The organism is Paenibacillus hamazuiensis (genome assembly GCF_023276405.1).
In the GTDB taxonomy this organism is placed as follows: Bacteria; Bacillota; Bacilli; order Paenibacillales; family NBRC-103111; genus Paenibacillus_AF; species Paenibacillus_AF hamazuiensis.
Map to the genome: position 1 here is coordinate 805,040 of NZ_JALRMO010000001.1, position 12,443 is coordinate 817,482.

8 protein-coding genes are annotated in these 12,443 nt (G+C 52.7%); 4 read left to right on the plus strand and 4 right to left on the minus strand.

Translation table 11 applies throughout. The annotated features are described in order from the left end of the window. Positions 1-322: 322 nt before the first annotated feature. Complete coding sequence (gene serC / locus MYS68_RS03240; RefSeq protein ID WP_248924444.1) at positions 323-1,411, plus strand: 3-phosphoserine/phosphohydroxythreonine transaminase; 1,089 nt, start codon at positions 323-325, stop codon at positions 1,409-1,411. 80 nt (positions 1,412-1,491) lie between these two features. On the opposite strand, the gene MYS68_RS39025 is transcribed toward serC, so the two are convergent. The 3 genes from MYS68_RS39025 to MYS68_RS03250 all read right to left on the minus strand — a co-directional run bounded on the left by MYS68_RS39025 (position 1,492) and on the right by MYS68_RS03250 (position 3,067). Beyond that, a complete protein-coding gene (locus tag MYS68_RS39025) occupies positions 1,492-1,617 on the minus strand; it encodes an MmyB family transcriptional regulator (protein WP_420852201.1) in 126 nt (41 codons plus the stop codon). A 428-nt stretch (positions 1,618-2,045) separates the two neighbouring features. Further along, positions 2,046-2,594: a cysteine hydrolase family protein gene (locus tag MYS68_RS03245; protein WP_248924445.1), complete on the minus strand. Its 549-nt coding sequence runs from the start codon at positions 2,592-2,594 to the stop codon at positions 2,046-2,048. Between the two features lie 107 nt (positions 2,595-2,701). After that, a complete protein-coding gene (locus MYS68_RS03250; RefSeq protein ID WP_248924446.1) occupies positions 2,702-3,067 on the minus strand; it encodes a winged helix-turn-helix transcriptional regulator in 366 nt (121 codons plus the stop codon). Positions 3,068-3,311: 244 nt separating this feature from the next. Here MYS68_RS03250 and MYS68_RS03255 point away from each other — a divergent pair, with 244 nt between their 5' ends. Next, the gene (locus MYS68_RS03255) at positions 3,312-3,710 is read left to right on the plus strand and encodes a hypothetical protein (RefSeq protein ID WP_248924447.1); all 399 of its coding nucleotides are present in this window, start codon (positions 3,312-3,314) and stop codon (positions 3,708-3,710) included. A gap of 126 nt (positions 3,711-3,836) precedes the next feature. Here MYS68_RS03255 and MYS68_RS03260 read toward each other — a convergent pair whose 3' ends face one another. Further along, positions 3,837-7,988, minus strand: coding sequence for an Ig-like domain-containing protein (locus MYS68_RS03260; protein ID WP_248924448.1), 4,152 nt, complete (start codon positions 7,986-7,988; stop codon positions 3,837-3,839). A gap of 552 nt (positions 7,989-8,540) precedes the next feature. Between MYS68_RS03260 and MYS68_RS03265 the strand changes: the two genes are divergently transcribed. Further along, a protein-coding gene (locus MYS68_RS03265; protein ID WP_248924449.1) for an IS1182 family transposase occupies positions 8,541-9,898 on the plus strand; the annotation gives its coding sequence in 2 pieces (ribosomal slippage) (positions 8,541-9,105 and positions 9,105-9,898; 1,359 coding nt in all). 762 nt (positions 9,899-10,660) lie between these two features. Next, positions 10,661-11,986: a group II intron reverse transcriptase/maturase gene (gene ltrA / locus MYS68_RS03270; RefSeq protein ID WP_248924450.1), complete on the plus strand. Its 1,326-nt coding sequence runs from the start codon at positions 10,661-10,663 to the stop codon at positions 11,984-11,986. The last annotated feature ends 457 nt before the right edge of the window (positions 11,987-12,443 follow it).

A 12,443-nucleotide genomic window follows, 5' to 3' on the forward strand; every position in this document is an offset into this window, starting at 1 on the left:
CGGCAACATATTCGCGTCCGACCCGCCCATCTTCGAAAATAAGCATTGACGCGCAGGCATTTACGGAATATGATTAGCGTAATATCAAATTGTGATCATGCCTATGAAGAGCATCCAACTCGGAGGCGTTTTCGCCAAGAATGGCCGGAGCAAGCTATTCTAAGTTAACCGGGCCCGCCCGTTATCGCGGAACCAAAGAGGGGAGACGTCCTGCGGGGACGTTTCTCAAATTGGGTGGCACCGCGAGCAGAGCGCTCCTCGTCCCAATCGGACGAGGGCGCTCTTTGTGTTTTCAAAAACGTTAATCGAGGAGGAAACGATCATGGTCAAAAGGCTGTACAACTTCAATCCGGGACCGGCTGCGCTGCCGCTGGAGGTGCTGGAGCAAGCTCAGAAGGAATTGGTGGAATACCGGGAGGCGGGATTGTCCCTGATGGAAATGTCCCACAGGAGCCGGCAGGTGGAGGAGCTTAATGAGGAGACGCAGGCGCTCCTTCTTGAGCTGCTCGGCCTGGAAAAAGGGTACCGCGCGCTGTTTATGGGCGGCGGAGCCAGCACGCAGTTTGCGCTCGTGCCGTTAAACCTGCTCGCGCCAGGTACCGCCGGCAGCTACGCGCTGACCGGCAGCTTCGCGGAAAAAGCCTGTAACGAAGCCGCCTATGTAGGTGAGACGCATATTGCGGCAAGCTCGAAGGACGCGGGGTGGCGCAGCGTTCCGCAGGCGAGCGGGATTCGTCCGGCGGCGAATGCGGCGTATCTTCACATCACGACCAACAACACGATCGAAGGATCGCGGTATAACGAGCTGCCGGAAACCGGGGACATTCCGCTGATCGCGGATATGACCAGCGATTTACTCAGCCGGCGCATGGATTTCCGGAAGTTCGCCCTGATCTACGCCGGAGCGCAAAAAAATCTCGGACCGGCCGGCGTCACGGCGGTCATTATCCGGGAAGACCTGCTGCCCCGCCTGTCCAAAAGCATACCGCTGATTCTGCGATACGAGACGTTCGTCAAAGACAAGTCGCTGTATAACACTCCGCCGGTACACACCATTTACATGATGAACCTGGTCCTGAAATGGACGTTGCGGCAAGGGGGCTTGGAGCGGCTGGAGCAGCTCAACGCGGACAAGGCGAATTTGCTGTACCGCGTCATTGATGCCAGCGCAGGTTTTTACAAAGGAATCATCGATGTCCCCGACCGTTCGCACATGAATGTGACGTGGAGAATGGCGGACGGGGAGCTCGAGCGGCTGTTCGTCAAGGAATCGGAGCGGCACGGCTTCGAGGGGCTGGCCGGACACCGGAGCGTCGGAGGTTTGCGCGCTTCCGTTTATAACGCGGTGCCCGCCGAAGCATGCCGGGCGCTTGCCGATTTCATGGCGGATTTTCAAAGAAGACACGGGTAAAGTTAACAACGACAGCCCTGTTTGTCCTCGAAGCCGCCCGACCGATCCGGCGGCGGCTTCGGGTTTCTGTACCGCTGCTTTTACCTGGTTTCGTCATCCGATGCCGGAATATACACGGTAGCTTTTAAGTCGGGATGATCCGCTATCGTAAGCGATTGGTGCTCGAACTTAAGTTTGCCAAGTGCAGGATGATTGAATTGTTTCAGGCCAAGCGGGAACGACCCAGCTCAGTACGGCGCTTGGCGTATGTTTCGTCGGGATCTTCTTCTACCGGGCCTTGGATAATCATTCCGATTTAGCCGATGCTCATGCCCGTTATGCATACGCTTTTTCCGTCGCGCTCGAGTTTGTCCTGGTCTTGTCCGCGATGTATGCGGTTCTGCTTAGCTTCTTGATGAAATCGGGACAACGTCAGCGGGTGAAATCCGTTACAACTTCGGAACAAAGGGGATGTCGTTAATTTCAACCCGCTCATTTTCTCCCGATGTTCGCATAATTCTTCCGTTGCTTTCTCCGGTATACAAAAAGGTACCCATAACCCGCACCTTTTCAAGCGTTCAGACTGTGGGTACCCGTTCATACGAGGCGGCTCTTATCAGTTGCTGCCAAAGTTTACTTCACTTCAATGAAAAAATTAAATCATCTTGTGAAGGCTGCCAGTGTCCGTTACTTGGGCAAAGGTACCTTGCAATGATGCCATAAAAGTATCATGAACGGTTTTTGCAGGAATCACCGTATCGTTCCATACCAAATCTCTGGTGGTGCACGCATCGTCGAGCAATATGACTTCATAACCCAAGCGATGTGCGGCTCTCACGGTCGAATCGATGCATATGTGGCTCATCATGCCGCCAATGACCAGCCGGGATACTTTCATTGATTCAAGATTCTGATGCAATTCCGTTTGAAAAAAGCTATCCGGAGTATGTTTAACGATCACTTTTTCGCCAGCTTGGGGACTTACCCGTTCATGAATTGCAATGCCTTCCGTATCGGGAAGAAAAAACGTTGCATTTTTTTCCAATAGAATGCACTGAATATGAACGATCGGCAACCGCTTTTCCCGGAACAGCGCCAATGCTTCTTGAGCATGGGCTGCCGCTTGATCGGTATTGGCTAATTCATTTCTGCCTCCCTGGAAATAATCTTTCTGAATGTCTACCAATACTAACGCTGTATTCATGGTACACGGCTCCTTTACTTGTAGTTAGTGAGTTTCTAAAAGTATTATAGTCTCGATGTAATGAGCCGTGAATTACCCACTTTTTTGTGGGTATGGGTGTAATAAGTTTAGATCTTGTAGCTGATGCCTTTGCGGTCTAGAAGTTCGGTTTGACCCCATTCCACCATGTACTCGATACCTATCTCCTGCATGATCAGTACCGCGTCCAACAGCTTTCTCCCGCGTTCGGTAAGAAAGTATTCTACATGCAGCGGATATCCTTCGGTTTTGATTTTATCCACGATTCCGCAAGATTGCAGTTCTCTTAAATGCTGCAGCAGCATCTTTTGGGTGATTTGGTCGATATCCCGCTCCAATTGAGCCAAGGACGTATTCCCATCCTTCAATTGAAAGATGATCATTGTTTTCCATTTGCCTTTAATAATGTCATGAACAACCTCTAACGGGCAGGTACACTGCTCCCGAATTATCATAGAATTCACCTCGATGCGATCATTTCAAACCATGCGCCCACGCGATCATTTTCTGATCAGATAAGGAACCTCGGAGAGCCAATCCGGAATCGGAGAGCCAATCCGGGATGCCCTCCCTCTCCCTTGCTGGAACGGGCACTTTCCTACGAACCAAAAAGTGCCTGCTTACATGAATTTGTTCTTTGTTTTATCGTAATGGTAATCATCATACCAGATCAAACGATAATTAAGGAGTGTTAATGTCATGAAAAAAATAGGAGTCGGCATCATCGGAGCAAGCACGAACGGCACATGGGGAGGGCTTGCGCATGTTCCAGCGCTGCTGGCGCTTCCGGAAGAAGGGGACTTGGTGCTGCAGTCGAACGATAACTTTATGTTTCAAATCGATTCCTTTACGGTAAAGGGGACGCAGCGCAGCAAAAACCTCGAAGTTCTGCCCGTTCCGGAGCAATACATCGCGCTGCCCGCCGCACTGGCTCCCGGTCCGGCCTACAACGTTGCCGGTCTGTATCGGCAAATATCAGCCGATCTTCAGGACAACTCGCATACGGCACCTGATTTTCGCACCGCTTTGGAGGTTCACCGGTTGATCGATGCCGTTCAGCGGGCTGCGGATACCGGGATCAGGCAGCTGGTAAAATGATCCATGTTTGATTTCGATTTAGACTTTCCGGCCAGGGTCGCCTCGGAGATTCGCAGACGTATCCATAATAAGCAAAGTCCCGAACGGATTTGTGCCGATCGGGACTTCGTTTTTGCACGGATGATTTTACTTGTTATGCCCGTGCTGTGTCGCAACGACTTCCCAAACGACAGGCGTCGAGAGGTTGCCGGCCGTGTCGGTCGCCTGCACCGTAATCCGGTTGCGGCCTTGCTTCAGCGGTACGACAACGGAGTAGGTGAGATCCGGGTTCACGACGGCGGCGATGTCGTTCGCCGTTACGGTCCCCGGCTCGCTCAGCTTGCCTTTGATCGTATAATCTCCTTCCGGTGACCGATCGTCCATACCTTGGTTGCCGATCCGCGGATTTGTGATGGTGACGGCCGGAGGAGTGATGTCATAGGTGATGATCAGCTTAGCGGGGGTCGCCTTGTTGCCGAGCAGGTCGGCGGCTTCCACCGTAAATTCGTTCGCGCCTTCCAGCAGCCGGACGGTCCGCGCAAACCGCAGGTTCGCGTCGACAGGAACTTCGGCGCCGTTAATCCATACGTTGGACGGCTCGCTGACCTTACCGGAGATGGAATAGACCGCCGTATTGACCGAAACGCTGCGCTGATCGAGGCGAAGCGCCGGCGGGATGGAGTCGACGAACAACGTGATGGACACCGGCTCGGCGGAAATTCCGTTTGTGTCGACCGCTTCGACTTTAATCGCATTGTCGCCCTGCTCAAGCTGCAGCGTGGCCGCGAACTTCAAATTCGCTCCGACTGTTGCCGGCTTGCCGTTTACTTTTACCGCCGCCGCTCTGTTCACGCTTCCGGTTACCTTATAAGTCGCTTCGGTGACGGAGCCGCTTTGCTGGTCCAGCTTGATGACAAGCGGACCGGCCGGCGTGACGGATACCGGGTCGGAATAAGCGCCTTCGAGCGTGCTGTTCGCCGCCGCTACCGCATAAATGTAAGTTTGGTCGTAAGGCAACCCTTTGTCCGTGTAGACGAGTCCGGTTTGACCGGAAGCGATCAGCCTGAAGCGTCCGGCTTCGCTGTCTTTACGGTAAATGTTATACGAGAGCGCATCCGTTACCGCGTTCCAGCTGATTTGCGCCGCATTGCCGTACACCGCTGCGGTCACTCCGCCCGGCGCGCTCAGCGCCGGGACGCCGACCCGGATGTTATCGAGGTACTCGTTCACCGCGTTTTTGGCGGACGACAGGAAGTCGATCGCGCTTAATTTGGCGGCGTCGGGCCAGCCTCTGTCCTTGTGGAACGGAACGGTGCCCGTCGAAACGCCGTCTATGAACACTTCGACCATTTGCGTTTTAATATCGGCCACCGCTTTCACATGGTACCATGTATTCGGCTTAAACTCGTTGTTCTTCGGCAGCGGCACCGCTTTCCCGTTGCTTGTGTCCGTATTGCGGTAATAGAAGCAGTATTCGGTCGGACAGCCCGCCCCATATCCCGTGAAAATCTCGACGTACTGCTTGCCGAACGCCGTATCGAGCAGCCGGAGCACCCTCGGGTAATCGGCCCCGTCCTTCTGCATGACGTCGACTTCGGCGATGACGGTGCCCGTTTGTTCCGGGAATTTCCTAGACGCCCTTGTTTGCGTGGATCCGGTATTGTTGTCGTAAAGGTTCAGCAGCTTGCCGGAACTGTTGCCCGCAGGGGCGGGCGGTACCGCATCGACCATCACCTTGTTGATATCCGTTCCCGGGGTGGGCCTTGTATCGTAGCCTACCGGAATCGTGCCGTTCACCGCGTTTTCGAAATCGTCGTTAATCAGGAAAACCGCGGCCGGAGTTCCGAGCAGCGCCCCATTGCGCTCCTCCGAGTTTTCTATGCTTTCGCCATAGGAGTTGACGGATTTGATCACGTAAAAATAGTTCACACCCGGTTCGACCTGCGTATCCGTATATTCCGTAGCGGGAACCGTCGCTATCGTCGTGTACGGTCCGCTTGGCGTCAGGCTGCGCTTCACCTGATAAGCGGTCGCTCTTTCCGCCGGAGACCAGGTAATTTGCAAGTCCGCTTCGCTTCTCGACACGCTGACACCCGTCGCCTTGTAAGGAATCGGATCGAATTTCGCGAAATTCATTTGAGAAAACAGCGATTTGTTGTAGTTTTCGATCAGGTTGTTTTCCTTGGCCGCATCCGCCATCAGCCCGATGTACACTTCGTCCGCATCCAGCTGCATGGAAGCAACAGGTGTCCACGTCGTTCCGGTGAGCGACATGTAGCCGGTCACCGTATGGCCGAATTTGACGATTCTCACGTAATACGGCGGATTGATCGACGGGAGCGGCGGCGTTTCCGCCATGCTGCCTCCTTCGGTGTCTCTCGTGTAAAATTCCGCCACGTGGCCGTCGCCCCGTACGGCAAGGCCCATCATCGCCATACGCGCGCCCGGCGTCAGCTTCTCCCTGATCATCACACCGGCTTTGGCCAGCGGAGTCGTGTGCGTAATTTTATCGATCCGGGCGCTCAGCTCGCCGTCGCCGGCCAGCTTTTGGTAGACGAATTGGAACGACTCGTCCCCGCCTGGGCCGGAAAGGTTGCCTGCGCTTTTCAGCGTCAGCACGCCGTCGTTCAGGTTGGCATGACCCGGCAAGCCCGGGTGGCCTACATCCGTGGCGTTCCAGGGCGCGATGTCTCCGAAGCCGTTGACGTGCACCGGCACCGCCGCAGAATCGGTGGACGTTCCGCTGTTATCGATCGCTTTGGCGATCAGGTAATAGGTGCCCTCCGGAACGTTGGCCCACGTGAATTGGAACGGAGCGTTATCGTCCTCGCCCATCTTGACGTCACCGTTGTAAAACTCCACCTTGCTGACGGTACCGTCCGGATCCGATGCATTCGCTTCGATCGTTATTGCGCTGCCCGCATCCGTTATCGTATTGATCGCAGGGGACGTGATGCGCACCTCCGGGTTTTGCGAGCCGCTGCCGATTATGGAGTTCAGGTAATTTTCCAAATTCGTGTATCCGTTCGCGGCAATCCCGTTGCGATCTGCAGCATCTCCCGGATTCAGCCCATGGGGGGTCTCCCAATCGTCCGGCATGCCGTCATGATCCGAATCCGCAGGCACCGGGCCGCTCTTCAGCTCCGGCCAGCCGCCGACTTCGCTCTGCGAATTGATTTGCCGCCCCGTACGGTTGCGAATATCGGCGACGATGCGGGCGTCAACGGAATCGCGTTTCGGCAAAATCGCCCCGGCGCCGCCCAGCACAAGGTCATACGTTTCCTCCGGCGTATGGGTCGTTACCGGCGCTGCGGGCACCGGTTCGGCCAGCTTCACGTTGCCGGAAGTAAAATCGTGAACGCCGAGCCAGTTGTCCGCTGTCACGCTCGGGGAACCGTCGATATAGTTGCCGCTGATGTACCAGTTGCCGATGTCGCCGACTTCGTCGAGCACGAGATCTCTTTTGTCCAGCACCGTGTCGGGGCCGTATTTGTTATAGTTGTTGATCATGTTGATGTTCGCGCTGTTGCCGCCGTATGCGGTTTTATAATTCAAGTTGTAAACGACGTTGTTGCGGTAGTCGAGATTGCGTTTGTCCTCTTCCGTTCTCCCTTTGAAACGGGGGTTCCGGCTGCTGTTATGCACCAAAATATTGTGGTGGTACGTGTTGTTGCCGGCTCCCCACAAGCCGCCGAAGCCGTGGCGCCCTTTTTCGTGGCGAGACATGTGCAGCGCTTCGCCGACGATGGACCACTGCACCGTTAAATTGTCGACGCCTTGCGGAGACAATACCTCATCGATCGCCCATGAAAACGAGCAGTGGTCGAGAATGATGTTTTTCCGGTTATCGATCGTAAAGGCGTCCGCATCGGAAGGGGACTTGTCGCCCATGCGAAACCGCATATAGCGGATGATCACATTGTCCGCTTTCAGGTACGTCGGATAATTGCCTACCGCGATTCCGTCTCCCGGCGCCGTTTGTCCGGCGATCGTCAAGTTCGAGCCGGTAATATTAAGCGGCGATTCCAGCATAACGGTGCCGGATACGCGGAACACGACGGTGCGGTTGCCTTGACTGACCGCATCCCTGAGCGAACCGGGGCCGGAGTCGTTCAGATTCGTCACCTCATACACTTCTCCGCCGCGCCCGCCGGTGGTGTACATGCCTCCGCCTTCGGCTCCCGGGAAAGCGGGAAGCGGATCGGGCGTCGCCGGCGTGTCGTTCGCCTGGACCGGAACGGCGGCTGCAAGCAGGGCGGCAGATAAGAGCGACGAACATATGAGCTTTTTCAGTTTCATTACCGATACCTCCTTTGAATCGGATGTTCTCGTTCAGTTTTCATGTACACGGTCCGTTATCCCGCGTTTCAAATCACCCCCTTCTTCCGGCAAGTTGTGGATATTCCTGAAAATGTAACCGCTTCCTAAAAAAGAAACAACCCCCTGTGAATAAAAATTATACAGGGGAACCGCTGCGGCCATTATAGGCCGAATATTTCTTTTCATAGGGTTGTCGAACTATCCGGAGTAATAAAAAATAAACGGCTATTGCAATCCACCGTTCTGTTGGATATAATCAAGCTTAAATCTTGCGAAGGGGTCGAACGATATGATTAACTTGATGTTCGTACAACTTCATCATTACAAGCAGCGTTAGCACGCCTGAATTTACCAGGGTGGGCTAACGCTTTTCGCGCTGGCCTCCCTGCAGCATACCACGCGCGCAGGACCAAGAGGTCCTGCGCTCAGCCTGTTGAAAAACCCAACAGGCTACTTTTTCGTTCAATATCTTTAACAAATTACCGCGTTAATATGTTATAATGTAAATATACTCTTAAGGCGGTGGATCCTATGCTTCGCTCTAATCCGAATGTCCAAAATGAATATGAATTGGTGTGTATCGAGGAACTGGTTCATCCAGATCATCCTCTTCGTAAAGTACATAAGCATATCGACTTTTCCTTTATTCTCGACTTAGTCCGTCCTTATTACTGCGAGGATAATGGACGTCCCTCGGCAGATCCCATCATGCTTTTCAAGATGCTATTGATCGGGTATCTTGACGGCATTCGCTCCGAACGACGGTTGGAAAGAGAGGTTTTCTCTAATAATGCTTATCGATGGTTTCTGGGGCTTGGGCTCAAGGATCGCGTGCCGGATCATAGCACCCTTAGCTACTTTCGTGAACGTCTTCAAGAAGGCGATGTACTTCAACAAATCTTCGACCGGGTCGTTCTGCTTGCTATTCAACATCGTCTCGTTGCCGGTCGGGTACTTATCACCGACTCAACTCATCTTAAGGCCAATGCGAATAAACGAAAGTTTGTTCAAGAGGAAGTAACCAAGAGTACGAAGGCCTACATGGAAGAACTGGACGAAGCAATTCGTGCCGATCGCGAGGCTCATGGAAAAAAGCTTTAAAGCCACGAGAGGAGGTGGAAGAAACCAAACTAACGAAGGTAAGCACAACCGATCCGGAGAGCGGTTATATGGTGCGGGACGGTAAGCCGGAAGGCTTTTTCTATCTCGATCATCGGACCGTCGACCACAAATACAACATCATCATGGATGTCCACGTCACTGCCGGCAATGTTCACGATTCTGTCCCTTACATAGAGCGTTTGGAACATATCATCAAGAAGTTTAAATTCGAAAAAACACTGGAAGCCGTCGCACTGGATGCAGGTTACTTCACGTCGCACATTTGCAAAAAGCTTCAAGACAAGAAAATATACGCGGTCATCGGAGGTAGAGCCTTTACCCCAGTTAAAGGATTAATGGCTAAGTGGCGATTTAAGTATGATGCGGAGAACAATGTGTATATATGTCCACAAAAACACGAATTGAAATATACGACAACGGATCGCGAAGGCTACAGACAGTATAAGTCGGATCCGAATCATTGTGCGAACTGCCCCATGCTCAAAGAATGTACCCGGTCCCGGAATCACCAAAAAGTCATCACCAGGCATGTATGGCAGGATAGTAAAGAGTGGGTAAAACAAAACGGTAGAAGCAAGTCCGGCAAATATCTCTACCGCTTACGATACCAGACGATTGAGCGAAGCTTCGCGGATGCCAAAGAGCTCCATGGGCTTCGCTACTGCCGGTTCCGCGGCCGAAACAAAGTGCAGCAGCAAGCATTACTGACTGCACTATGTCAAAACATTAAAAAGATCGCCAATATCCTGGCTAAAAGGGCCGGATAAGAGGCGATCTTCTATTTTTAGGGCTAAATTCAAAAAATGATCCTACAAAAGCCCCGAAAAACCGGGGCTTTGTCAACAATCTGCGCGCAGGACCAAGAGGTCCTGCGCTTTTGTGCGCTTGGCAGCGCATCGTACTAACGGGTGAAAGTCCCGAGCGCACCGCGGGGTGGCGGAAGCGCATAGCCGACTGGTAGTGCTCTGGCCGTAAGGGAGGGTGCGGAGGATCAGAAGGCAAAACCCGGAACAGGCGGCATGAACCATGTTGGCTGGCGAAGCCGGATAACCCTGCAAGAGAAGGGGACGTCCTATACCACCATAGGCTTCGAAAGTTAGGAGGACTGGATTCGGGGGAAAGACGATGACGTGACCCAAGGAGGGCTTATCGTCTTCCGCATAGCGGTAAACTCTTTTCAAGGCTTATAGGGCTAAGACAGAATGATGGATGGTGAGCAGTCATACGAAGGGATAGTAGTGAGAAAGCTTGCCGGAAAAGCCGCAATGGCAAGTGAACCGACACCAACGTTGTCGGTGCAAGCTTAGACCCAAAAGGCAAAGACTTGGTGCGAAGCCCGGAACCGTGGAAGAAAAGCATAACCACCTAGGAAGCCGTCATGTGCCAGACAGAAGCCGGGGAGCCAAGAAGAGCGAAGAGCCGGGGCTGAACAAAAGGGTAGGCCGTCTGGGGCGGAGTACCGAAGGGGAACCGGAAAGGCTGAAAGATTAGCTATACGTCCGGAAACTGAAAGGGAAGGAACACGAGACATGAAGGAAGGAAAAGGAGAGGTAGGCTTTCGTGAGGGAGTAGAAGTCCCGAGAAAACGCAGATGGCACAGCCTCATCGACAAGATATGGGCGATGCCGAACCTTGAGGAGGCATTCCGGGAGGTCAAGCGCAACCGGGGAGCAGCGGGAGTAGACGGAGTGACCATAAAGGTATTCGAGAGTGAACTGGAGCGTAACTTAAGAACGCTTCAGCAGGAGCTGCGGGCGAAGGCATACAAGCCGATGCCGGTCAGGCGCATGTACATTTCCAAGGAAAATGGGGGTCAAAGGCCGCTCGGGATACCCGCAATTCGCGATCGCGTAGTACAGGCGGCGACCCGCCGAATCCTCGAACCGATTTACGAGGCGACATTTATGGAGTGTAGTTTTGGGTTTCGCCCGGGACGCAGTGCACACATGGCGCTGGAGAACATTCGGAAAGATCTCATGGATGGATACGTTTATGTGATCGACGCCGACCTGAAATCGTATTTCGATCTCATTCCACATGACAAGTTGCTTAAGGCCGTCAAGGAAGAAGTGGTGGATGGTAGTGTCCTAAAGCTCATAGAAAGCTTCTTAAAGTCCGGAGTCATGGAGAACGGAAGTTTTCACCTGAACGAGCAAGGAAGTCCACAGGGTGGGGTTATTAGTCCGCTTTTGGCGAATATCTACCTAAACCCGCTGGATAAGCTCATGACTGAACGGAAGCACCGTATAACACGGTACGCCGATGATTTTGTGATCTGCTGCAAATCCCAAAAGGGGGCAGAGAGGGTACTCCAAGGTGTTATTCGTCTACTGGAACAAGAGCTTGGGCTCAAAGTACACCCGGAGAAAACCAAGATCGTGAACAACTTGGAACAGTCCTTTATGTTCCTAGGTCATGAGTTTAAACCGGGATTTTGGGTTACTCCATCCTCGAAAGCCAAACAGAAATTTAAAGAACGCGTGAAAGCAATTACGCGGCGGAACCAAACGGTGAATGTGGAACAGCTGATCCGAAAGAAGTTGAATCCATATTTACGTGGATGGGGTAGCTATTTTGGCTGGGGCAACGTAGGAAGTCTGATGAGAGAGTACGATGCATGGATAAGGAGAAGGCTCCGGATGGTACAGTTGCGGAGCTGGAAAAAGCCGAAGAACTTCTACAGGGCACTAAGAAAGAATAAGTGGAGGGGAGAGCTTCCCAAGATGCGTATGTTCGCATGGAGAAGCTCGCTATCCAAGCCAGCCAGTGTTGCAATGCCAAACGATTGGTTCAGAGAAAGAGGTCTCGTTTTTCTCGTAGACATCTATAATGAACATCATCCCCAGCGGGGATAAGCGCGGAGGAGCCGGATGCGATGACCCGCACGTCCGGTTCTGTGAGAGGCCCATGAATTCATTCATGGGCCTACTCGATTTGTTTTCAGTTTTTGATTGATAGTTACTGCCAGTTAATGTTGTAAGTTGGTTGCCGGTTATCGTCTTTGTTGAGTGTTTGTGTATGTTTGTTGTGGTTACTTAGCTGCGATCCGGCACCAATTCGGCCTTAGCCGAATCGTGCCGATCTATGCAGTTGCTTATGCGGCTGCATCGCACAATAGTGAAGGACAGTTGGAACTGTTATTCCTCGAAAGTTAATTGTTAATAAAAATAGCGGAACACATGTTCGTTAATTTCAGAAAAATGGGCTCATCGAAAAAATAGAGGAACTGAGATGCGCTAAATCGGTGAAAAATGGCTTGAGGAGTGGAGAAACAGGCAAATAGCGCACCTGAGTTCCGTTAATTTCCAAAAA